The organism is Pseudomonas sp. PDM25 (assembly GCF_019219045.1).
Taxonomy (GTDB): Bacteria; Pseudomonadota; Gammaproteobacteria; order Pseudomonadales; family Pseudomonadaceae; genus Aquipseudomonas.
In genome coordinates, this window is record NZ_JAHUWL010000001.1 from 242,359 (window position 1) to 264,432 (window position 22,074).

Below are 22,074 nucleotides of genomic sequence, written 5' to 3' on the forward strand. Positions count from 1 at the left end.
AAACAGCTAATTCACACATGGGTTACTTGGACGCTGGGTCACTGACGCGGTGTCCAAGGAAACGCATCATCGAGGCTCACAAATGAGTAATCAAACACTAAGGTTAAACTCAGGTCTTCCGCTCAAGGCACTGTTGTTGGGCGCGTCGGTCGTGGCGGCGTTCCTGAGCACTTCAGCATCCGCACAAACCGATGGCTTGCCAATGCAGCCATCGATAATCAGTTCAATGGCGGCTCAATCGGTCATGCTCAGCGTTGCGCGGGCGGGGCATCGCTTGGTAGCTGTGGGCGAGCGCGGGTTCATTATTGTTTCCGATGACAATGGCGTTAGCTGGTCACAAGTTGGTTCCCCTGTCAGCGTGACGCTGGTCAAGGTTCGGTTCATCGACGATGTCGAAGGATGGGCCGTCGGGCATGCTGGCGTCGTTCTACACACTCGAGATGGCGGACTGAGCTGGAACAAGCAACTGGATGGCGTCCAAGCGGCCGAAATCGAACTCCAGGAAGCCAAGCAGGCAACTGAAGGTTCCGACGACGCTGAAAAGATGCAAGAGCGTTTAGCTCAAGCACAGCAACTCGTGGACGATGGCCCCGACAAACCGCTGCTCGATACGCTCTTTCTGGACGCCAAAAACGGACTGGTGGTGGGCGCTTACGGTCTGGCGTTTGTCACCCATGATGGCGGGCTCAGCTGGCAGTCGATCCGTTCTCGTATCGATAACCCAAACGGATTGCATCTCTACAGCATCGAACGGGTGGGAGGGGATCTCTTCATTGCCGGCGAACAGGGCACTCTGTTTCGGTCAAGTGACGAGGGAAAAACCTTCGAGCCGCTGACATCACCTTACGAGGGAACGACCTTCGGGCTCCAAGCGACAAACAGCAATTCCATTGTGGCATTTGGGCTTCGCGGCAAAGCATTTGAGTCTAAGGATCGCGGCGATACTTGGCAGCCCCTCGACACCTTACAGCCCGTCACTTTGACCAGTGGGTTGCGTCTTGCCGATGGATCGGTGCTGCTCACCGATGAGTCGGGAAGAGTGTTGCGATTCGCAGATGGCAATGCCAAAGCAGCTGTCCTCCAAATTGCTCAACCCAGTTATTTCACAGGCATGGCACAAGCCGCGAACGGCAACCTGATCATCAGTAGTGCGCGCGGCATGCTTTCGTCCGCAGTTGCAGTGGACTTGCCGGAGCACGATCAATGAATAGCTATACACGTTCTGCGGAGCATCACACCATCCCTCAGCCAGATGCTTTCGATCCTTCGTCTGGCACCTTGGTTGAAAGGCTTCTATTCAATAATCGCAGCATCATTTTGGGCATTTGCGTGTTGCTCAGTTTGATACTGGGTTATCAGGCATTGAGCCTGAAGCTTAATGCCGCCTTCGAAAAAATGATCCCAACAGATCACCCATATGTGCAGAACTACCTGAAAAACCGGGGACAGTTGGGGGAGGGTGGCAACACTTTGAGGATTGCGGTTGAGGCCAAACAAGGCAGTATTTTTGATGCTGCCTACCTCGAGACGGTCAAGAAAATCAACGATGAGGTGTTTCTACTCCCCGGCGTCGACCGCTCATACATGAAGTCTTTGTGGACTCCGGCAACTCGTTGGATCGGCGTGACTGAAGAGGGTTTCGATGGCGGGCCAGTCATACCTGACGATTACGATGGCTCTGCCAAGAGTCTTGATCAGGTTCGGCAAAACGTTGATCGGTCGGGCGAAGTAGGTAGGCTTGTAGCCTCCAATTTCAAATCCAGCATCGTACTGTTACCTCTGCAGGACATTACGTCGGACGACGGCAAACCTCTGGACTACAACGCTCTTTCTGGCCAGCTCGAACAGATCCGAGCCAAGTACGAAACCGATAACATCAAAATCCACATCACTGGCTTTGCCAAAGTGGTGGGCGATCTGATTGACGGCATGCGGCAGATGCAGCTGTTCTTCGCCGCGACATTGATAATTTGCGGCATCGTGCTGTTCTGGTACACCCGTTGCGTACGCAGCACATTGTTGGTGTTGCTGTGCTCGATTGTCGCGGTTGTTTGGTTACTGGGATTACTGCCCACCTTGGGGTTTGATCTCGATCCATACTCGATCCTCGTCCCGTTCCTGGTGTTTGCGATCGGATTGAGTCATGGCGCCCAGAAAATGAATGGCATCATGCAGGACATTGGGCGCGGAGCCGACAAGCTCGTGGCCGCACGTTTCACCTTTCGCCGTTTGTTTTTGACTGGGCTGATGGCACTGGTGGCGGACGCCGTAGGTTTTGCCGTGTTGATGATCATCAAAATTCCAGTCATTCAGGATCTAGCTGTTGCCGCGACGATTGGCGTTCTGACGCTGATCTTCACAAACTTGATTCTGCTACCGATTCTGTTGTCATACACAGGTGTCAGCAAAGCCGCTGCACAGCGTGAAGCGGCGAACGACAAGTTCTCGCAGCTAGATACTCATCACACCCGCCATCCATTTTGGGCTTTTCTGGATCGATTCACCGAACGCAAGTGGGCTAGCGGAGCAATCATTGTCGCCGTGATTCTAGGAGTGGCAGGCTTTGCGGTGAGCCTTCATGTGAAGATCGGCGATTTGAATCCCGGGGCACCGGAACTGCGTCCTGAATCGCGTTACAACAGCGATAACCGCTTCATGGTCAGTAACTTTTCCGCCAGTAGCGACAAGTATGTTGTGATGGTAAAAACGCCCCAATACTATTGCGCCAATTACCAAACCTTGGTGTCAGTCGATGCGCTGGAAGCGCAGCTTCAGCAGTTGCCGGGTGTGGTATCCACGACGTCTTTAGCAGCGCTGAGTAAGCAGGCAGCTGCCGGCATGAATGAAGGCAGCATGACCTGGTACGAGATACCCCGTAACCAGGGATTGTTGAATGCAATCATCACCCGAGCGCCGCGAGAGCTGTTCAACCAGAATTGCGATCTGCTGACGGTGTATGTCTATCTGAAGGATCACAAGGCAGACACGCTCACCAGCGTGGTTCAAACCGTCGAACAGTTCGCGGCGACCCATAACTCGGATCAGATCCAGTTCCTCAATGCGGCAGGCAATGCCGGCATCGAAGCGGCTACCAATATCGTGGTGAAGCGTTCGAACGTGCAGATGCTGTTCATGGTGTACGCCGCTGTCATCGCGCTTTGCTTCATTACGTTCAGATCCTGGCGTGCGGTCGTGTGTACGGTTCTGCCGCTGATGCTGACCTCCATATTGTGCGAAGCATTAATGGTGGGGCTGAACATCGGAGTGAAGGTCGCGACGTTGCCCGTGATCGCCTTGGGGGTGGGTATTGGTGTGGACTACGCGTTGTACATCCTCAGCGTAACACTCACCAATCTGCGAAATGGCTCAAGCCTGTCGGATGCTTACTACCTGGCCCTGCTTTCCACGGGGAAAGTGGTGGTGATGACTGGGATCACGCTGGGCATTGCCGTCCTCACCTGGGTGCTGTCACCTATCAAGTTCCAAGCTGATATGGGCATCTTGCTCGGGTTCATGTTCATCTGGAACATGGTGGGCGCGCTGGTATTGGTTCCGGCATTGGCGCACTTTCTGCTCAAGCCAAAATCCCTTCCTGAAACAGCGTAATTTCCAAATACGAGTGCGGATTCAGTAGCGCTGAATCCGCACTCGTTGTGCATCTAAAACACGATGGCTTGATTAACTCAATGATCAAATATGCAGCGAACCTCACCTTGCTCTTCACCGAATGGTCTTTCGAGGATCGATTTAGCGCCGCACGGGACGCTGGCTTTGAGGCTGTTGAGTTCAGTTTTCCTCGCGACATGGCGGCAGCAGAAATAGCTGGAACTTTACGTCGCACAGGCCTTCAACAAGTATTGGCAACAGTTCCTCTACGACCTGGTAGTAAAGGGCTAGCTGCTCAGTCCGGAATGGCTAGGGACTTTCGTGAGGATTTTGACCGGGGACTTGAATATGCCGTCGAAGGAGGAAGTCCACTGCTTCACGTGCTATCTGGAGTGGTTGAGCAGAAAAATTACGCTGTATCAGGGGGGCAGTTTGACGACAACATGCGCTGGGCCATCGAGGAGGCTGGACGTCATGGCGTAAAGGTTGTGATTGAAGCCATCAATCAAAATTCAGTGCCAGGCTATTTCATTCGGACACTGGCGGGAGCCGTCAGCTGGACGCAGAGACTTGAAGGGCTAGGCCTGATCTTGGATCTTTATCATGCAGCGATGGAACGGTTGGATCCTCTTGCTTGCCTCGATCTCCTTCTTCCTCAATCCGACCATTTACAGATTGCCGGATACCCAGGACGGCATGAGCCAAATATCGGTAATTTGAACCTAGCTAGAGTTCTTGATTTGATAAATTCACATTCTTATACAGGGTGGGTTGGGTGTGAGTATCAACCTGCTATCGGCACACTCGAAGGTATAAGCTGGCGTGATCGTGTCGTCGTTTGATAATGAGACCCGGCCATGGTTTCGCAAGGCCGGGTACTGATGGGCGTGCCCATAGTTAAGCTGCGGTATGAAGTGGCGTCAACGAGGAGCTCGATCCTTCGGGCCGATGGGCCCTGCTGATCTATACGCTGGTGAGCTTCTCTCTCAGGCGTCATCAGCACCGCAAGCGTCATATTGATGAACTCTTCGTTCTTGCTGATTGTGTCCAAAGCACCACGAACGTTGTCGGCGACCTCCGCTGATCCGTGCTGTTCAACCCAAAGCGTTAGCTCCATGATTGCTGCTTCGAGAGCCAGCTGATTTTGATTGATCTTGAAGAGTAGGGAAGGGAGCAGGTCTGCGTTGGACATCGCGATTCCTCCGTGGAAGCGTACAGCGTAGCAGCACGAGATCGGATAGAACGGACGGACACCGTCGAGTCTTGGCTGACGAAGTGATTTTGATTTGAGTACAAAAGGGCCCGTGAGGGCCCTTTTTTATGGGTGCGCCAGGCATGGCGCGTTGCGCGCAAGCGCAACCAGCTTGGCTGTGGTGGCCTCGCTGGTGACTTGGAGGTGAAAGTCCTCTACACACCCGGCAAGGGGAAGTTGTTGGCGCCGACGCCAAATTGATCCAGTTACCGAGATGCCACTGACCCAGTCTGATTCCTCGCAAACCGTTTCCTGTGCTGGAATTTTGCTGATTGGAGTTGGGTCAGGCTAGCGTCGGCACGTAGGTCAACTCAGCGTTGGTGCCAACACACTCGTAGAATTGTGCTCAGCAAAGCCTCACGAGTTCCTGATAGAACTAATGAGTTGATCGAGTGTTGGAGCGACAAGCGTTCAAAGAGCGGGACTCAGATGTTCAGCTACAGGCAGTCTCAACGTTTCAATTATCCGTTTGCTCGATGAGCCAATCGATCAGCACCTGAAGCCTTTTGGGCATCGTTTCGTGAGTAGGATGAACTAGGTAGTAGCCATAGTTAACTGCTTCTCTAAATCCACCGAACGGAAGTACGAGTTCGCCATCCTGAATTCGTTTGCGAACCAGTTGCTCCCGGCCAATCGCCACACCTGCATGATTGATTGCGGCCAGGGTGCTCAAATCCGAGCGGTCAAACGTCATGAAGCGACTGGGGAGTTCGGTGGGCTCGCCAACCGCGTCAAGCCATAGACGCCATTCCGCATCGAACGAAATGTTGTCCCACGCCGCGACATCATGCAGTGCAGTGCATTGCGACAGGCGCTCGGGATGTCCTACCAGACCATGTGCCTCGGCGTATTCTGGGCTGCACACTGGCGCAATTCGCTCTGGCATCAGTCGAACGCTTTCAAGGCCAGGGTGCTCACCGTTCGAATAGCAAAGCACCAAGTCAATACGTCGGGTTCGATAGTCGATCGGTTCATTGCCAACCCGAACATCCAGTTGAATCCCTGGATAGCGTGCAGTGAAATCGGATAGCCTCGGAACCAGCCAGCACTGTGCTACCGAAGGTCTGGCATAGAAGCACAGTTGCCCTTCAATCTGAGCGTGCGAACGCTCCTGCACAGCCTCGGATAACTTATCCATGGTTTGCTGCATGACCTTGAAAATCCGCTCACCATCATCGGTCAGCTCGACCTTTCTAGGCAAACGGTGGAAAAGTTTGAGCGATAGCTCCTCCTCCAGACGAGCTATCCGGTGACTTACTGCGCTAGCGGTCAGGCACAGTTCCTGCGCTGCGCGGGCGAAACTGAGATGGCGGGCGGCGACGAGAAAAGTATGCAGGTTGGACAGATGGGCTCCGTTAAGCTTCGAAGCTTTCGTAAGACCAAGTTCTGGCATTGCTGTACCCCTTCAAGTCAACCGCCGTCGACGAACGATGCGTTGTCGTTACTGCGGAGGATGTTGCAGAGCGCGGCCCTTATCAAGGTAGGTAGTGAACTCTGCGGCGGGTACCATGCTTCCGCCTGTTCCCCAAATCAAATGCGTTGCGTTGGCTAACTTAGCGGTAGAGACACCGATGCGCTCCAGATACTTCTTATTTTTGAGTACCCGCACAACGCCTGGCGCACCTGCCAAAGCCGATGGTTCCAGTTTTACATTTTCAAGCTCGTGGGCCAGGAACATCAGGCGATAAAGCTCTTCATCCGTGACGGTATAGTAACCATCGATAAGTCGCTGCATCGCCTTTCCTACGAAGCCGGAGGGGCGGCCAACAGCCAACCCGTCAGCTGCGGTGACGTTGTCGATGCCAAAGTCCTGAACACTCACCTCGTCATGCAGTCCGGTATAAACCCCGAGCATCATGCATGGGGAGTGGGTCGGTTCTGCGAAAACACAGTGCACTGCATCGCCAAAGGCAAGTTTCAATCCAAACGCAACGCCTCCAGGGCCTCCGCCAACACCGCAGGGCAGATAAACGAAGAGAGGATGATCGGCGTCCACTCGTACATCCGCCAATTCGAACTGTCGAGCCAGGCGCTCGGCTGCAACCGCATAGCCCAGGAACAGATGTGGCGAGTTTTCATCGTCTATGAAGTAGCAGGCAGGGTCATTTTCGGCTTGCAGGCGCCCGTTTTCGACCGCAACGCTGTAGTCGGACTCGTACTCGACCACAGTCACACCACTGGCCCGTAGCTTATCCTTCTTCCATTGGCGGGCATCCGACGACATGTGGACAGTTGCCTGAAAGCCTAACTTGGCGCTCATGATGCCTATGGATAGTCCAAGATTGCCCGTGGAGCCGACCGCAATCTTGTAGCGGCTGAAGAACTCAAGCGCAGAGTCGCTGGCCAATGCCTCGTAATTATCGTCCAGCTTGATCAACCCTGCTTGCAGGGCGAGGTCTTCAGCATGTTTGAGCACTTCATGGATACCCCCTCGCGCCTTTATCGAGCCAGAGATAGGCAAATCGCTGTCTTTCTTGAGCCACAGAGAACCGACGTCCGGAAGGCCGGCTTCACTCAGAAGCCTTTGCTGAAATTTTCTCAGTGGCTGGATACTGGACTCGATGATCCCGTGCGCCGCTGCCGTTTCTGGAAACACCTTGGCGATGTAGGGTGCGAAGCGGCGGAGGCGTTCACTGGCATCTTTGACGTCGTTATGGTTCAGGCCTACATCCCCAAGTGCGGTGGACACCGATGCAATAGCTGGATTGAACCATGTGATTTCCTGAAGTGAGACCAGCTCCTTGATAATGGGATGGCTTTCATACCAGGCGTCTAGTGTTTTACCTTGAATCATAGGAACTTCCTTTCGATAAGTTGTAGGTGAAGAGGGAAGGTTCATCACACAAATCTGGAAAGTATTAGCGTAAATACCAGCGCGGTAGAGGAGGCGAGCACGGTGGCGCCAGTGAATTTTTTGATGGCCTCAGACAAGGGAATACCCAGGTATTCTTTTACGACCCAGAACGCAGAGTCAGTGACATGCGTCCAGCCGATTGCGCCTGCACCGATGGCGATAACAAGTATCTCAGGGCTGTATTCAGGGTGCTGACCCAAGATGGGCAGAACCATGCCAGCGGTGCTAATCATGGCGACCGTGGCGGAACCAACAGCGAAGTGCATTAACCCAGCGATCAGCCATGCCAAAATGATCGGATTGATTTGGGACTGCCCTAGCACGTCCGCCAGAACCTTCCCAATACCGCTGCCTACCAACATGTCGTTGAACGCGCCGCCGGCTCCGATAATCAAGAGAATGCCAGCTAGCGGCGGGAAGCAGCGGTTGGTTAGATTGAGCAAGGCGCCCATGCCAAGTCCACGTCGCAGGCCAAGCGACCAGTACGCGAAGCAAATCGACAGCGCGAGAGCAATCAGCGGGTTGCCAATGAACGAAACCCACTCAAGCGTCATTGAACCTTTCATTAGCAAAGGTGCAGCAAGTGTCTTGCCTACCATCAGTGCCAACGGCAGAAGCACCGTCACCATCGCCATACCGAAGCTTGGTGCCTTACTGTCGTCGATGACCGCTTCGCTACGGGCAGCCAGAAACTGAGCTTGCCCCTCAGGGGACTCCCGAGTGCAGGTCAGCTTCACCCAGATGGGCCCGGCAATAACCGCCGTTGGCAAACCGACGATAAGTCCGTACAGAATCACCTTACCGATGTCGGCATTTAGCATGCCTGTAATCGCAGTGGCGGCTGGATGCGGAGGGAGAATGCAGTGGACAACCATCAGTGAGATGGCCAACGGTACTCCCAAATACAGCACGTTGATCCTGGTCTGACGGGCGACGACATAGATCAGTGGAATGAGGAGGACAAATCCGACCTCGAAGAAAACTGGAATACCTGCAATGAAGCCGACCAGCATCATCGCCCAAGAGGCATTCTTCTCACCCAGCACTCTCAAGAGCGTGGTAGCAATGCGTTTGGCGCCGCCAGACTCCTCAAGCAGCTTGCCGAGAATGCTGCCTAAACCGATGATGCCGGCAAGGAAACCTAGCGTGCTGCCCATGCCTTTCTCAAAAGCCGAGACGATTGCTGTTGGGGCCATTCCTGTCCCAATCCCCACTAGCAGGCTTGCTGCGATGAGGGATAGGAACGGATGGACACGGAATTTACCGATCAGGACTACGATCAGTAGGATTGACGCTCCTAGGGTCAATAGGGAATACGTAGGGGTCATGTTTGGATCTGCTCCATCGCAGTTCACATCCTTGCGAGTTATTGTTAGTTGTTTGCGATGGATTAAATTTCAGAGCTATAGCTGGTACAAACGATGATTCCTCAGGCTGTAGATGACGCTCCGTCACCTATCGTTTTTACATCTCACCTCCTAGGAAGAGGCATATCGACACTGCAGCGGAATGGACGAGCACCACCGTTCATGGGCTGGTTCGAAACGCCCTTTGGAAATGTTGAGGACAAGGATGGAAACGAAGGCCGTCTTTGATCTTCTTAGCAGAATGGAGTGGGGCGTTCTGGCTACTTGTTAGGCTGTGGAGCTAAAGCTACTACGGCTATCGCTCCTTCGGGCTTAAGCCCGGCTCGACCCCAAGCCTTCACATGCCTTGCCCGGGCAGCGGCAATACGGCCATTGTCCGTCACGAGCGGTGTGTGCCAACCAAAGGGCTGACACGTTTTTTCGAGCTCAGGGCGTGCGAATTCACAAGCTCGTATATTGCATCTGGGTGAGACCCAGAATGCCGAAGGCGTTTCGCATATTTTCTTCTGTGGGCTCTTTGTCTCTTAGGTATCGAATCGAGATTCCTAAGAAGCATGCCCATTGAGCGCCTTGCTTGAATGGCAGCCACCGTTTGTTTTTGGCCATCACTTCTAGGTACTGATTCACCAGAAGGTATTGCATCTCACCGGCACTGTATTTGGCGTGCTCGAAAGCACGAACATAATGTGTGGAGGCCGCTTCGTAATCACCAGTCCGATAGCACGCGACCCCGCGCAGCCAATGGGCAATCCAAGGCAAGCGCGCGGCCACTTCAGCATAATCCGCTCTGTCGCAGAATCGATTTACATCGTTCAAGGTAGCTTGTGGATTTTTTTTGATCGCGAGAGCGCTTTCTACATAGGTGTCCAAATTTGCAGGTTTGCGCAGCTGCCAGCGTGAAATTATGTCTAGATGAAGTCTTGCGGCGTAGGCTCCATATCTAGCCTCCGTCCACACGATGACTGGTGCTGGCACACCTCCTTTTTCATCCATGTGCGGCCGCTGTAATTCTTTGGCCATGGTTCGTTTAGACTCGAAAAACGCCCAAAAACCAGGAGCCATCTTGATACCTAGATCCACCCTGGTCTGGGGCTTGCTATGCGGATCTTGCTTCAAGACTTCCTCTGCCAGATTGACCATGTACTCGTGGATCTCAGTGCTAATCCAGCCTGCGTAAAGCTGAATCTGGCCGATAACCTCTCGCAGGTACTCGTGCCCAAAAGCGTCTCGAATGTCTAACGCAATACATGTGGTCATTCGGGCGATGGTTGCGCACGTCACGATCGCCTTCTGAAGCTCGGGGTCTACAGGTTTACCCTCGGCAGCCTGAGCTTCGAAGGACTCATCAAGGTTTCTAACCAGTACGGGTAAAGACGGCGGTCGCTTCGCGCTCGTCCAGCTACGGGCGGCTTTTTCATTGCGCTTGAGCTTATGGGCCGGGTCATCGACCCCAACAGGGTAATGAAATGTCGCCAGACTCTTTCCGCACGATGCATGGGCCCATGCAAGCACCTTATCGAGTGGCGTCACCAGACTCTCACCAGTCTCTGTCGGCAAGAACCAAAACGGCTCTGGTGGCTGTGCTGATGCGTAGATATACCCTTGAAACCTTATCCACTCCCTAGCAAGGGATCGCACTGCCACGTCGATCCCGTGGGTAGTCAAAAAATAACGCACGGTATTGGCTTTTGTCATGAACGTGCCTTGCGTCTTGATCATCGTGGTGTACGACTCATAAAGATCACTAAGCAGCTCGCTCATCTGTGTAGCACGGAAAGGGCAGCGGATATAACGGCAGAGGGCATCGGCATGGAGCTGCAGGATTTCATCCATTGTTCGCTGCAGGTCGCAGTCTTCTTTGGCCAGTCGCTGCATACGCTTCTGGTAAGTTTTGGCCATGACTTCGTCAAACTCAGTCTTGTCCAATCGATCGCGAGCTTTTCTAGGCATGATTCCAGAAGCGTCAACCAGATATTTCACCACATCGCCTAGCGTTGGTGAGGTGTAAAGTCTGTCCATCTTTTCGTCCTTGTGTGGGCGTCCTTGCCCGTTGAGAATTTACTTCTGGTTCGGGTTTAATTGCTTGCCGCGATTCCCATTTACGTGGTCATTTGTCTTGTTTGATCCCGTGGTACCTCGATTGGTATTCAGCGCGTCAGAGCGTTGATTTTGTTGCGTGTGGTGCTGAGGGTTCTTCTGGTTCATGTAACGATCTCCTGTGTTGGAGAGCGCAGGTTAACGAGCACCCCCTGGCCTCGCTATGTCGAAAATGGCGACGTGTTTTTTCCATGAGGGAAAGCAGTGGCTCGGCTGGAGACCATTTGCGAGGAGGAGGCTATTGCACACACACACACACTCCCGCATACGGCTTCTTACCCCCGTACCCCACCGACACCTACTGCCTGTGACCGATGCTCATTGATAGGATGGGCCAAACAGCAAAGGTAAGCGCAGCGTGCAAGCGTAATAATAGAGCCGCGTCGCGAAGGCGGCGCTGGAGAGGCGACAACGTTTACGACCGCCGTTTCCAAAGGGCACGCAACCAGCCTCATTTCTTCTCAAGGTTTTGGTGTCACTGACGTTAAGGATGTGTACGCAAAGCGTTCCTGAGGGAGCCAAGCTGCGCAAACTCGGGACTTATAAGCCCCATCACGGCCAGAGGGCCGTTGTATACCAAACAGGAGTTTCAGGTGAGATTTATCGCAGGTCGCGCTTTCGCGATTGGTGCCATTGGATTGGCCACCCTCAGCCTCACTGGCTGCAACGAAGAAATTGACGCCCGTCAAACTAAAGAAATACAAGGCCTCTTGTATAAAATCCACGCCGAAGATCCGTTCACCGGTCGTGTCACGAATTACCCCATTTCAGTTCTAGGGCTCTTCAATATCGGCACATGCATTGTCGACTTCAAAAAAGGGCTTCCCGATGGGGACATGAAGTGTGCGGACAACGCAGGCACAGTGGTTGCTACCGGTGAATTCAAGGCAGGTAAGAAGGACGGCAAGGCCGAGCGCTTCGATCCCAAGACCAACAAAAAGGTGGTCGTTGAACACTGGAAAAACGGTCGGCAAGATGGCGTTCAGGAGCAGTACGACGCCCAGACCGGCGAGAAAATTCTAGAGGTAAGCTACACCGAAGGCCGTAAGGATGGTCGTGAACGTGCTTGGGATAGTGCTGGCAAGGAAAAAATTGCAGACCTCGAATGGAAGAACGGTCTGCAAAGCGGGTTCGACAACCGGGGTACCCAGCACCGCAATTACGTTAACGGCAAGAAGCAAGGCCTGCAGCAGGACTACAGCATCGATGGCAATCGCTGGTACCTAGCCAGCGAGAACATCTACGATAACGATGTAATGGATGGTGTCCAGAAGCAAATGGACGCTCGGGGCAATGTCACAGAGCTTAGTGTCTTCGACCACGACAAGATTCGCTCTCGCACCGTAGATAAGTACAGCTACACCGGAGCGCACGTACATCACTACACTGGTCTCGCAATCATTCCAGATGCAAATCGCTACATGGCAAGCGACCTCAGCAAAGATGGCGTTGAGCAGTATTGGGACGATCAAGGCCACCTGATTCGCGAGCTGCAATGGAGCAAGGGCATCCTGCAGAGTGCAGTGGCTACGGTATGGGCCGGTAATAAGCAGGACAGCCAGTTCCAAGGCATCGGGGTTCGTACAACACTACCAACCCAGAGCGTTGTCAAAGAGGGGCAGGAGAGGGTGTTCAGCGATAAGGGTGAGCTGCAGGCCGTTATCTTCTGGAACAACGGTAAACCTACTCAGATCCTTGCCGCACTGGCTCCGAGCTTGAGCGCGGAGCATCCAGGGAAAATGGCTCTGATAGATGAAGACCGCTATGGAAACGGCGTTACCAGCACCCCTGATTTTGAAGAAGCAAGTCGCTTTTCAGGGCAGGGAATACGGGGAGAAAACTTGCAGTTGGTGGACATGCCGGCGCCGGGCCAAACATCTGCTGCAGGGGCGACACTAGCATCCTCGGAACCTGTGGTCGCAATACCAGGTATCAGCGGAGATTCGGACACTTGCGTCCAGCGGAAGGTTGATGCAGTTCACGCGGAAGATTCCGAGGCATTGATCCCTGCGGATATGCTCGAGGAGTTTGAGCAAGACTGTAAATAATCTGGAGCTTCGACTTTGCGGCACTTGGTTAAGGTGCTGCAATCTCAGGCAGAGGTAAGGATGCCCCCCCAAGGTAGTTTGAGCAGCAGCGTGCTCTCTCATCCTGACTATGGAGGCCCATTTACGTCGTTAGCGGCTCACCTTGGAAGCAGTGGGAGCCTAGCTCAACATAGCTCGGCTCCCCACCTCCCCTTGCCCCTAACAACCAGCCCGCTACGAGCGCAAATGTTGTGCGCCCGGCCTGATCAACTCTGTAGTGATATTCGATAGGCGACTTGTAGGACTTCGGAGCTAAAGCTAATTTGGCTATCGCTTCTTCGGGCTTAAGCCCGGCTCGACCCCAAGTCTTCACATGCCTTCACTCCACAGTAGGCCCACCACGATTGATTCAAGAAGCGCATTGCGGCTGTTTCATTTCTCCTGGGCGTTTTCAAGCTGTCCGCTATCTCATGCTTCCGTGAACTCGTCTATTCGATCCGCGATTTGAGGCTTTTTTGATAGGACAAGGCAGCGCGTGTTGCCAACAAATTCTTCTATCAGGTACACAGCGTCGCCGACATCCAGTTCGAGCGTAAGCGTCCGGCCAAGTCACCTTCCGAATTTCAGCATTAAGGGCGATGGTGTCCGCGTATTTTTAAGTGGACGCGATAGCCCTTAACGTCAGGATTTCCATGCGCCAACGAAGCTCTTATCCAAAACCCTTCAAGGCCCAGGTTGTTCAGGAGTGCCTGCAACCGGGGGCGACACTATCCAGCGTCGCCATCAGTCACGGCATCAACGCCAACGTAATCCGCAAGTGGCTGCCGCTTTATCGAGACCAGCCGCCAGTGGTGTTGCCGGCTTTTGTCCCGTTAAGAGCCAGCCCCAAACGGCCGGAAGAAGCGTCGGCGACTATCGAGCTGCCGCTTGGCGAGCAAACGCTCACAGTCAAATGGCCAACTTCCGATCCCGAAGGATGTGCTCGGTTTGTCCGCGGACTCACCCAATGATCCGCATTGACGCCATCTGGCTCGCCACCGAGCCCATGGACATGCGCGCCGGTACTGAAACTGCGCTGGCCAGGGTGATTGCGGTGTTCGGTGCGGCGAAGCCGCACTGCGCTTATCTGTTTGCCAATCGCCGGGCTAATCGCATGAAAGTGCTGGTACACGATGGGATCGGCGTTTGGCTGGCGGCACGCCGGTTGAACCAGGGCAAGTTTCACTGGCCAGGCATACGACAAGGTTGCGAGGTGGAGCTGGATATCGAGCAGCTTCAGGCTTTGGTACTCGGCCTGCCTTGGCAACGCGTTGGAGCCGGCGGCGCGATCACTATCCTTTAAAAGGCTGTAACGCCTGGGCCTGCTGCCGCAGGCGATCTGCTTTGGTAAAATCCAAGGCATGACTTCGACGCCCAACCTCGATCAAATGACTCCGGATCAACTGCGTGCATTCGCTGCGCAGTTGCTATCGCAGGTCGACACGATGGGCAAGAAGATCCATCGGATCGAAACAGTCAACGAACAGCTCACCTATGAAATCGCAGTGCTCAAACGGCACAAATTCGCCAAGCGCAGCGAGCAACTGAGCCCTGACCAAGGCAGCTTGCTCGACGATCTGCTCGACATTGATATCGCAGCCATCGAAGCTGAGTTGAAGGCGGTCAATCCGTCGGCTGCACCGGCCGAACCACGTCAACAACCCAAACGTGCGCCGTTGCCGACGCAGTTTCCACGCACGGTGATCCGTCACGACCCCGAGAGCACGCAGTGCGCATGTGGCTGCCAGCTTCAGCGCGTCGGCGAATACATCAGCGAGAAGCTCGATTACACGCCGGGCGTGTTCACGGTCGAGCAGCACATACGTGGGAAGTGGGCCTGCCGGCAGTGCGAAGCACTGATCCAGACACCGGTGCCGGCTCAGGTTATCGACAAGGGCATCCCGACCGCAGGCCTGTTGGCGCATGTGATGGTGGCGAAGTTTGCCGACCACTTGCCGCTGTACCGGCAGGAGAAGATTTTTGGTCGGGCCGGTCTGCCGATTGCACGCTCGACACTGGCACAGTGGGTTGGACAAACTGGTGTGCAACTCCAGCCGATAGTTGATGCGCTGCGCGATGCCGTGCTGACCGAGAGCGTCATCCACGCCGATGAGACCCCGGTTCAGATGCTCGCGCCCGGCGAGAAGAAAACTCACCGAGCCTACGTCTGGGCCTACAGCACGACACCATTTTCGGCGCTGAAGGCCGTGGTGTACGACTTCAGTCCAAGCCGTGCGGGCGAGCATGCGCGCAACTTTCTCGGTTCATGGAGCGGCAAGCTGGTGTGCGACGACTTCGCTGGGTACAAAGCCGGTTTCGAGAAAGGCATGACCGAAATCGGCTGCATGGCCCACGCCCGCCGCAAGTTTTTCGATCTGCACGTGGCCAACAAAAGTCAGCTGGCCGAGCAAGCCCTGCACTCGATTGGCGGTTTGTACGAAGTTGAACGGCAGGCACGAGACATGAGTGATGAAGATCGTTGGCGTATACGTCAGGAAAAGGCTGCGCCCATAATTACCACGCTGCATGACTGGATGTTGGCCCAGCGCGATCTGGTGCCCAACGGATCGGCCCCAGCCAAAGCCCTCGATTACAGCCTGAAACGCTGGGTAGCGCTGACGCGCTACCTGGACGATGGGGCTGTGCCCATTGATAACAATCAGGTCGAAAATCAGATCCGCCCATGGGCACTTGGGCGCTCTAACTGGTTGTTTGCCGGCTCGCTACGCAGTGGAAAGCGGGCGGCGGCGATCATGAGTTTGATCCAGTCTGCGCGCATGAACGGGCATGATCCGTATGCTTATCTCAAGGACGTTTTGAATCGCCTGCCGACGCAGCGGGCGAGTGACATCGGCCAGTTACTGCCGCATCAATGGATACCTGCTCGAACTATGCAAGTGTCTTCTCCTCCTGCTTAGCCATTCGCTAAGCAAGCACGAACTGCTTCATCGCTGCCATCATTGCAATGACCAAAACGGCTAGCCCAATCGCAGACGTCCATTGCGCTGAAGGGCTTTCTGAAAACCAGGAGCCTTTAGCAGGGTATTTCCCTAGGGTAAGGGCCTTCATCAAAGGCCAGCCGATAGGGAAGCAAATCGCTTGGAAAACAAAGTCAGCCAGTACACCCAATAGTTCACTCACAGGCCAGATCCCGCTGAATTACCAGTCCTTAAAGCTTAATCATGCTGCTCCAACCTGGCGATGACAAGGGGGAGCCGATGGGCAAACGATACCGAGCAAACTGCTTGCATATCAGTTGATATCTGGCGGAATGACGCAAGGTGACTTGGCTGAACGCTTACGTTCGAGCTCCTGCAACGCTTCGTCCGGAATTCGAATCGCACCGTCACCATCCCATTCTTCGATCATGATTTTCTTAGGTGGCTTTCTCACGTGTGGTCTCCATGGCTTCTGGGTCGGCAATGGTAACGTGCTTTTGCGTAAAGACTCAGAGTGCAGCGAGCAACGTTCGAGTTGTACACGCTCCAAGGTACTTAACAGGTCGATAGGATCAGTTACGTAGCCACGGAAACCGGCACTCATGTAGCGATCTTGCTACAAGCTGAAAAGTCCTGATCACTGGATGGGTGGGTAATTGCACGGACTTGCCCACCTATTTGCATTCGACCTGACCAGTCATTTGCATCGGATTTGACCAGCACGATTCGTGGACATGACCGGCAGAGAACGACCCATAGCTGCCAGTCGCGGTAGACAGGCAGTGATCGATTTCCACGAAGGCTTTACCCCCACTGTACCTGGGATTTGATTAGCTACGCTTGGTGTATGACAAACAGCACGGACGGTGGCGAACATGCAAAAAAAGCTGTTTCTTTTCGATGATTTCTCAAAGAGTTGGCGGTTGATCAAAAGCTTGGTGTGTTCCTTATTTTTGTTGTGCGTCATCTGGGAGACGGCTTACGCAGCAAAGCGTTCCTCCGAATCGAGACCGGAGTTGTCGGCTGCCTTGGTGGGACGATATGTGGATAGTGGAATCTGTAGTAATGAGGAAGAGTGCCGTGCGTTACAGGTAATGTTGGATCGCGGTGGGAATGATGGGTTTAATATAAATTTTTACCGAGTATCTAATCCAGGGCTGGCTCAGTTATTGATTTCAGATATCTTGAATTATTGCGCAGCGCATCCTGGGGCCACAGCGAACGTTGCTTTTTATCCTGATGAAAAAAGGGTTGATTCCTTTTTTTTCACTACAGCCAAGCCTAAATGGACATTGGAGGTTAGATAAATAAAACCCTACCGTGAATGTGCGAGCATTGGATGATTTTGCCCGACATTTTCTGGCAATGATTGGCCGGAAATAGCCATTGGCGACAGACAGCAAACGACCCATTGCGGTCGGTCGCCGCTTTTAGAAAACTAGGGGCGATATACAACCTGCCACCCTCCAAGGGAGGCTTGTCGACGAGCTGACTCTTTTACAAAGGCCTCCGCCGCTGGTCTACGCTGAGAACTCAGCGCGCTTGAGCTAGGCGCAGGCTTCAAATGGCGTTGGAACTGTAAGGGAATGATCCAGATTCAATCAACGAAGGAGAGATTGTATGCCGCAAGCTTATCGAGGAAGAAACAACGTAAACCCCCAATTTTCAAGGGTTCAAGATATCCTCGCGAGAATAAACGCGCAAATCACTGGGGTGGGACAAGAGGTGACAATTGGAATTGCAAAGAACGACCTGCTTATTGAGTGCGGCCGCCTATGGATGGCCCAGCTTTTAGTACCCGGCGGAAGAACCTACGGCTATTATGCATCAAACTATAAAGACCCGGAGCGTGGTTGTCAGGCCAATTACCTTATTTATTTGAACGGATCAACCATATTGAACGCTCATGTAAGTCAAATGCCTTAGCCGGAATTGGGGGCGTCTTTGCTCCGGTGGCCACGGCCATGATGTGTAAGCGTCCAGCAAACGCGCCACATCAGGCTTGCCGTGTGAGGCAATGAACAAGAAATACTTATGTACATAGAGTTGGGGGGGCGAGATTCGCGCTTTTGAAATGGGTATGCGTCTTTAAACAATGAACTGCCCCCGAGTCCGTCATTACCACGGCCGTCCGCTGTAGGTCGAATGGCGATGGCTCGTCTGAGCCTTCGCAAATCAATCAGACTTCGGTGTGTTCCGAAATTGGCAGCGCATCGTCGACTTCAATGCCGAGGCAATCATCGAAGCCTACCAAGCAGTTCGTCTTCTGAAGTTGATTTTAGCGCTGCACCCTAAAGTTAAAGCAAACCCTCCAGAAATTATTGATTGGCTTCGAGGCGGTAAGATCCGTGATTTTAGGTCAGTTAAAACGATTGTCCGCGTCACTCGTAAATGCCTTCTCCTCTAGCTCATCGATGACCGCTGTGCGTCGATTTCGGCCTGTCACGACTCGTTGCATTCGACCCAATGCTGCCGGTCAGATCCCGTGGATGTCGGACAAATAGCCCAAACGCCTATGGCATTCCCAGGCTGGTGTTTGAGAGGGTAACCTGAGTACCTTTCCATCTGTGTGGTACTGATATGGACATCAATCTACTGACCGAATCGATGCTTGGCCGCTGGCGTGTTCCCTCGGGTGTCTGGCAATGCGAATTCCAGTTCGGCAGCCGATTGATTTACGTCCAACACCACAATGACGAGCCACCTTGCGCCAGGCTCTCCGCCGCGCAACGCGCGGTCAACGCTGCGTGGGATGATTTGCCCCAGGCACTGAAGTTTGCCGAACGGCACTGTATAGCAAAGATGCCCGAACTGATGCGGTTATACGAAACCCACATGCCCTGGGAATCTCCGTTGTTCGTGTACTCGATCCACTTCGATCTCGACAAACCTTACCCTAGTTACGCCATTTCCAAGAACCCTGACTTCGATTGGGATCGCATCCTGATCGACAAAGATGAACTGTGCCAGGATCACAGTGTTTGCATGGAGCAGTATGAGGCAAGGGATGACTTTTGGATTTACGTCAGGCGCGTGGGGTTTCAGCAATTCGAACTTGGGGATTAGCTTGGTAATCAACTATGGCCGATAACTGCCGGTGATGTTTGCTAAAGGTAGGGGGCAAACCCGATACAAATGTCCGGTTAGGTCGATTACAAATGGTCAAGTCAGTGCAATCACCCAGGTGACAGCGGATCTGAAGAAGTGGCTCCAGTCAGCCGCGAGATGATCTAGGCTTCCCGCATTATCAATCAAGGACGATAGACATGTCAGTTAACTCAGAAGCCAAGATCGCCACGGCGGATGCGCTTACATTGCTCCTGCATAACCAGCACGCCCTAGCCGCTGCTATAGAAGAGGTCACCAAGTGGCTCTCTGAAAATGGTGTGGGAAATGTTGCCGCTAACGCGATGACAGCCATGGAAACGCTGGATACGAATGCTCAAGGGATCACTGACGCAATCATGCGACTACGCCTTTGATCGCTGACAGCCAGAGAGTAGCAACCTACAAGCTGTCCCGCTCGCCAGGTTTTGGCAGTGCCCGTCTTCGCTGGATGTCGACTTAGGTGCTAGGCGGGCAACTATCTTACTTTCTCAGGCTGGTTCACAGATCGCCCCCCGCCCTTAGTGACCGCTAAAGCGGCAGAGCTAGGGACTGGTAAAATCGAACGGGGTGAGCCGGGGAGCTACTTGAGTACCCCAGACTTTCCTACAGCGACAAGCAACGCCAAAGCAGCGAATAACCCTATAACAGTCCATTGCAAGGCTACGAGCTTGCGTCTGAGTGGCACGGGAAAATTGTTTACATCTTCGGCATTGATGCTGCCGCGCTTCAGATAAAAGCCGGGAAACGTAATGAACCCAGAAACCCCACCAACCAGTAACAACTTACCCCAAGGGCCGCCATGCCTTAGCGAAGCCATACTCATGACTGAAGAGCTGTTCTTGAGACATCCAAGCATCACGTCCATTTTGGTGTAAGCCATGTACAACGCAACCCCGATCCAAATGAACATGCAAACAATCACTAAGCCGCAGAGGCCGCCAACAACAAGTTCAGCGGTGTTCATTTCGCAATCTCGTAAATCACTTCGCCAGTCATTTCACCGCCCAGTCCTCCAAGAGTGCCAGCAGCATAAGAGCCCACAGCAACCGCTATAATACCGCACGCCAGTGTTGCTAAGCCGCCAGTTGGGACGCCTAGTCCAACACAGAGTCCACCGACTACCGGAGCTGTTAAGGCTGCACCCGCTGCTGCCCCACCTACAACTCCACCGGCAAAGCTGCCAGTCTCAGTGTATTTGATTCGGGCACATGCCTCGGTGTTTCCGGCTGTACACACGTCTTGGACTTTCAGGTAAGACGCGCCACCACCAACGGCAGTGCCAATCCAGCCACCGTATTTGATGACTTTTGCCGCTTTGGCCACACCTTGAAAGTGCGTGGCGTATCCCGGTATTTGTCCCGGTGCACCCGCCTTAGTCCATTGGTGAACCAAGCTTCGACTGGAGATTCCCAATGCACTTTTCAAGTCGGGATGATCCGGGAAGCCAATGCCCTTACGGGTCATGGAAGTCAGCTGCGTATTGAGTTGTGCAAGCAAGCGTTTGCGTTCAGCAAAAAATTCCGGCGAGCGCAAATTGCCGTCGGTCTGAAAAGCCCGTTGGTGAAGTAATTCAATATCACGCAGAACGTTTTTCACGTCTTCCAGATTCTTGGCGAACATGGATTGGCCAATGCCAATGGAGGTCGAGCCTTGAGCCAAAAATGTTTCGATTTCGTCACGGTGTCGGTGCAGGAAGCTGGCCTCTTCGGCACTAAGGGGCCCGAGTCCATCATTGACCTTGCTCGCCGCTTCCATCAAGACGGCTTCTTCTCGGGTGCATTGCAGGTTTTTCGGGTCACTCAGTACGACAAGATGACCGGGTTTGGCACCGTTCGATAGTTGTGGATTGAGCGTACGAAACTTATCCAAGACTGCTTGAGTTGGTTTCTCGAACAGCGACGCTTCCAGTGCATCACGAGACATGGACTGTTGGACGATATGGAAGCCGGGTTCAGCCTCTTGTGAAGTGCTGGAAGCTGGCTCTTCTGTCGTAGCTGTTTTCTCCGTTGTAGGGCCTACCAGAGCATTTGCAGCAACGGCCTTCTCTGTCAACTTAGGATCAGCCAGCAGGGTAGCCATACGTTCATCATCTACAGAGCCATCAGGACGTATTGCCCCAAGAACAGCAAAGTTGATGATTGATGCACCGGGAGCAGCCCCCATAACAAAACCACCGCCGACATCACCTGATCCGGTGATGATAGTTCCACCATGGCTGGTAGGGCTGCCCAAGTGAGCCATAGGACGGCCATTTACCTGGATGGAGGGGAATCCGGTGGTAATAACTGCACCACAACCACAGGTATCGCCAACACGGGCAGAGCCCATGAAGTTGATATTGGTATCAGCAGAAGCAGATGCTATTGGAGTTGTGCCGTGTCCCGGTAATGGGCAGACATGCTTGTCACCCAATCGAGCAGAGGAAATCATTCATCGTCCTTGTGTCGAGCATAAAAAATGCCTCCGTCAGTGGAGGCGAAAAGCGTTTGTAGGCGCCGCAAGACTACCGCATGTGATGGTGAGTGGTCTGTAGGAAAAATCTGAGCTTTTGTCACTCGCTCGCCTGAGACCTAATCCAAGCTGTCGCACGTCATTGAAAAGCGTAAGCATCTAGCCGTTGATTTCAACTGGCATGAGGCCGCTAGAGATTTCATTACAGGACTGATCGCAGGATCTCGTCATTTGAGTATCAAGCGCGACGCCATTCATCATTTGGTAGAAGACATTTTTATCCTTGGGGTCAGCTACGCTAAAGACCTGAGACCTCATTCACCTTCAATAATTA

The 22,074-nt window shown here is 53.5% G+C and carries 19 protein-coding genes and 3 pseudogenes; 11 read left to right on the plus strand and 11 right to left on the minus strand.

The window, feature by feature from the left end; translation table 11 throughout:
* Positions 1-82 precede the first annotated feature (82 nt).
* The 3 genes from KW848_RS00960 (at position 83) to KW848_RS00970 (ending at position 4,448) form a co-directional block, all read left to right on the plus strand.
* On the plus strand, positions 83-1,207 hold the full coding sequence (locus tag KW848_RS00960; RefSeq protein WP_218534771.1) for a YCF48-related protein: 1,125 nt from the start codon (positions 83-85) through the stop codon (positions 1,205-1,207).
* Positions 1,204-3,606 (plus strand): RND family transporter, encoded by a 2,403-nt coding sequence (locus KW848_RS00965; RefSeq protein ID WP_218534778.1) that lies wholly within the window; start codon positions 1,204-1,206, stop codon positions 3,604-3,606. Before KW848_RS00960 ends, KW848_RS00965 begins: the two co-directional genes overlap by 4 nt.
* 80 nt (positions 3,607-3,686) lie before the next feature.
* A complete protein-coding gene (locus tag KW848_RS00970) occupies positions 3,687-4,448 on the plus strand; it encodes a hydroxypyruvate isomerase family protein (RefSeq protein WP_218534781.1) in 762 nt (253 codons plus the stop codon).
* A 143-nt stretch (positions 4,449-4,591) separates the two neighbouring features.
* On the opposite strand, the pseudogene KW848_RS00975 reads toward KW848_RS00970, so the two are convergent.
* From KW848_RS00975 to KW848_RS01000, 6 genes and pseudogenes are all read right to left on the minus strand, one after another.
* Positions 4,592-4,798 (minus strand): annotated as a pseudogene (locus tag KW848_RS00975) (hypothetical protein); the annotation flags it as partial.
* A 517-nt stretch (positions 4,799-5,315) separates the two neighbouring features.
* Entirely contained in the window at positions 5,316-6,251 is a 936-nt protein-coding gene (gene dsdC, locus KW848_RS00980; RefSeq protein ID WP_218534782.1) for a DNA-binding transcriptional regulator DsdC, read from the minus strand.
* 48 nt (positions 6,252-6,299) lie between these two features.
* Positions 6,300-7,652 carry a D-serine ammonia-lyase gene (locus tag KW848_RS00985; RefSeq protein WP_218534783.1) on the minus strand — a complete coding sequence of 451 codons (1,353 nt, stop codon included), beginning with the start codon at positions 7,650-7,652 and terminating at the stop codon, positions 6,300-6,302.
* A gap of 44 nt (positions 7,653-7,696) precedes the next feature.
* Positions 7,697-9,040, minus strand: coding sequence for a gluconate:H+ symporter (locus KW848_RS00990; protein WP_218534785.1), 1,344 nt, complete (start codon positions 9,038-9,040; stop codon positions 7,697-7,699).
* Positions 9,041-9,520: 480 nt separating this feature from the next.
* Positions 9,521-11,098 (minus strand): hypothetical protein, encoded by a 1,578-nt coding sequence (locus KW848_RS00995; protein WP_218534786.1) that lies wholly within the window; start codon positions 11,096-11,098, stop codon positions 9,521-9,523.
* Between the two features lie 39 nt (positions 11,099-11,137).
* Positions 11,138-11,284: a hypothetical protein gene (locus KW848_RS01000; protein ID WP_218534787.1), complete on the minus strand. Its 147-nt coding sequence runs from the start codon at positions 11,282-11,284 to the stop codon at positions 11,138-11,140.
* 485 nt (positions 11,285-11,769) lie between these two features.
* Between KW848_RS01000 and KW848_RS01005 the strand changes: the two genes are divergently transcribed.
* Positions 11,770-13,224 carry a toxin-antitoxin system YwqK family antitoxin gene (locus KW848_RS01005; RefSeq protein ID WP_218534788.1) on the plus strand — a complete coding sequence of 485 codons (1,455 nt, stop codon included), beginning with the start codon at positions 11,770-11,772 and terminating at the stop codon, positions 13,222-13,224.
* Positions 13,225-13,671: 447 nt separating this feature from the next.
* On the opposite strand, the pseudogene KW848_RS31600 reads toward KW848_RS01005, so the two are convergent.
* Positions 13,672-13,794 (minus strand): annotated as a pseudogene (locus KW848_RS31600) (AbrB/MazE/SpoVT family DNA-binding domain-containing protein); the annotation flags it as partial.
* A 101-nt stretch (positions 13,795-13,895) separates the two neighbouring features.
* Between KW848_RS31600 and KW848_RS01010 the strand changes: the two are divergent.
* From KW848_RS01010 to KW848_RS01020, 3 genes are read left to right on the plus strand one after another with little or no spacing between them, the layout of a single operon-like run.
* Complete coding sequence (locus KW848_RS01010) at positions 13,896-14,213, plus strand: transposase (protein WP_123366398.1); 318 nt, start codon at positions 13,896-13,898, stop codon at positions 14,211-14,213.
* Positions 14,210-14,545 (plus strand): IS66 family insertion sequence element accessory protein TnpB, encoded by a 336-nt coding sequence (tnpB, locus tag KW848_RS31605; protein ID WP_223530941.1) that lies wholly within the window; start codon positions 14,210-14,212, stop codon positions 14,543-14,545. The genes KW848_RS01010 and tnpB overlap by 4 nt, the downstream gene beginning before the upstream one ends.
* Positions 14,546-14,603: 58 nt before the next feature.
* Entirely contained in the window at positions 14,604-16,160 is a 1,557-nt protein-coding gene (locus KW848_RS01020) for an IS66 family transposase (protein ID WP_218534793.1), read from the plus strand.
* A 7-nt stretch (positions 16,161-16,167) separates the two neighbouring features.
* Here the strand turns inward: KW848_RS01020 and KW848_RS01025 are convergent, their stop codons facing one another.
* Positions 16,168-16,383: a hypothetical protein gene (locus KW848_RS01025; protein ID WP_123366397.1), complete on the minus strand. Its 216-nt coding sequence runs from the start codon at positions 16,381-16,383 to the stop codon at positions 16,168-16,170.
* Positions 16,384-16,545: 162 nt separating this feature from the next.
* Positions 16,546-16,635 (minus strand): annotated as a pseudogene (locus KW848_RS01030) (AbrB/MazE/SpoVT family DNA-binding domain-containing protein); the annotation flags it as partial.
* 421 nt (positions 16,636-17,056) lie between these two features.
* On the opposite strand from KW848_RS01030, the gene KW848_RS01035 reads away from it, so the two are divergent.
* The 4 genes from KW848_RS01035 to KW848_RS01050 all read left to right on the plus strand — a co-directional run bounded on the left by KW848_RS01035 (position 17,057) and on the right by KW848_RS01050 (position 19,663).
* Positions 17,057-17,488, plus strand: coding sequence for a hypothetical protein (locus KW848_RS01035; RefSeq protein ID WP_218534794.1), 432 nt, complete (start codon positions 17,057-17,059; stop codon positions 17,486-17,488).
* A 313-nt stretch (positions 17,489-17,801) separates the two neighbouring features.
* Positions 17,802-18,107, plus strand: coding sequence for a hypothetical protein (locus KW848_RS01040; RefSeq protein WP_207282913.1), 306 nt, complete (start codon positions 17,802-17,804; stop codon positions 18,105-18,107).
* 654 nt (positions 18,108-18,761) lie between these two features.
* On the plus strand, positions 18,762-19,247 hold the full coding sequence (locus KW848_RS01045; RefSeq protein ID WP_218534795.1) for a hypothetical protein: 486 nt from the start codon (positions 18,762-18,764) through the stop codon (positions 19,245-19,247).
* Between the two features lie 200 nt (positions 19,248-19,447).
* Positions 19,448-19,663 (plus strand): hypothetical protein, encoded by a 216-nt coding sequence (locus tag KW848_RS01050; RefSeq protein WP_218534796.1) that lies wholly within the window; start codon positions 19,448-19,450, stop codon positions 19,661-19,663.
* Positions 19,664-19,869: 206 nt separating this feature from the next.
* Here KW848_RS01050 and KW848_RS01055 read toward each other — a convergent pair whose 3' ends face one another.
* Together KW848_RS01055 and KW848_RS01060 are read right to left on the minus strand one after the other, a co-directional pair.
* Complete coding sequence (locus tag KW848_RS01055; RefSeq protein ID WP_218534798.1) at positions 19,870-20,253, minus strand: hypothetical protein; 384 nt, start codon at positions 20,251-20,253, stop codon at positions 19,870-19,872.
* Positions 20,250-21,719, minus strand: coding sequence for a PAAR domain-containing protein (locus KW848_RS01060; protein ID WP_218534799.1), 1,470 nt, complete (start codon positions 21,717-21,719; stop codon positions 20,250-20,252). Before KW848_RS01060 ends, KW848_RS01055 begins: the two co-directional genes overlap by 4 nt.
* Positions 21,720-22,074: the final 355 nt, after the last annotated feature.

Excerpts from the sequence above, each read along its gene's own strand:
- KW848_RS00965 (WP_218534778.1), top strand. The coding sequence starts at position 1,204 with ATGAATAGCTATACACGTTCTGCGGAGCATCACACCATCCCTCAGCCA.
- KW848_RS01035 (WP_218534794.1), top strand. The coding sequence starts at position 17,057 with ATGCAAAAAAAGCTGTTTCTTTTCGATGATTTCTCAAAGAGTTGGCGG.
- KW848_RS00990 (WP_218534785.1), bottom strand. The coding sequence starts at position 9,040 with ATGACCCCTACGTATTCCCTATTGACCCTAGGAGCGTCAATCCTACTG.
- KW848_RS01040 (WP_207282913.1), top strand. The coding sequence starts at position 17,802 with ATGCCGCAAGCTTATCGAGGAAGAAACAACGTAAACCCCCAATTTTCA.
- dsdC (WP_218534782.1), bottom strand. The coding sequence starts at position 6,251 with ATGCCAGAACTTGGTCTTACGAAAGCTTCGAAGCTTAACGGAGCCCAT.
- KW848_RS01020 (WP_218534793.1), top strand. The coding sequence starts at position 14,604 with ATGACTTCGACGCCCAACCTCGATCAAATGACTCCGGATCAACTGCGT.
- KW848_RS00970 (WP_218534781.1), top strand. The coding sequence starts at position 3,687 with ATGATCAAATATGCAGCGAACCTCACCTTGCTCTTCACCGAATGGTCT.
- KW848_RS01010 (WP_123366398.1), top strand. The coding sequence starts at position 13,896 with ATGCGCCAACGAAGCTCTTATCCAAAACCCTTCAAGGCCCAGGTTGTT.
- KW848_RS01060 (WP_218534799.1), bottom strand. The coding sequence starts at position 21,719 with ATGATTTCCTCTGCTCGATTGGGTGACAAGCATGTCTGCCCATTACCG.
- KW848_RS01045 (WP_218534795.1), top strand. The coding sequence starts at position 18,762 with ATGGACATCAATCTACTGACCGAATCGATGCTTGGCCGCTGGCGTGTT.
- KW848_RS00995 (WP_218534786.1), bottom strand. The coding sequence starts at position 11,098 with ATGGACAGACTTTACACCTCACCAACGCTAGGCGATGTGGTGAAATAT.
- KW848_RS00960 (WP_218534771.1), top strand. The coding sequence starts at position 83 with ATGAGTAATCAAACACTAAGGTTAAACTCAGGTCTTCCGCTCAAGGCA.
- tnpB (WP_223530941.1), top strand. The coding sequence starts at position 14,210 with ATGATCCGCATTGACGCCATCTGGCTCGCCACCGAGCCCATGGACATG.
- KW848_RS00985 (WP_218534783.1), bottom strand. The coding sequence starts at position 7,652 with ATGATTCAAGGTAAAACACTAGACGCCTGGTATGAAAGCCATCCCATT.
- KW848_RS01055 (WP_218534798.1), bottom strand. The coding sequence starts at position 20,253 with ATGAACACCGCTGAACTTGTTGTTGGCGGCCTCTGCGGCTTAGTGATT.
- KW848_RS01000 (WP_218534787.1), bottom strand. The coding sequence starts at position 11,284 with ATGAACCAGAAGAACCCTCAGCACCACACGCAACAAAATCAACGCTCT.
- KW848_RS01050 (WP_218534796.1), top strand. The coding sequence starts at position 19,448 with ATGTCAGTTAACTCAGAAGCCAAGATCGCCACGGCGGATGCGCTTACA.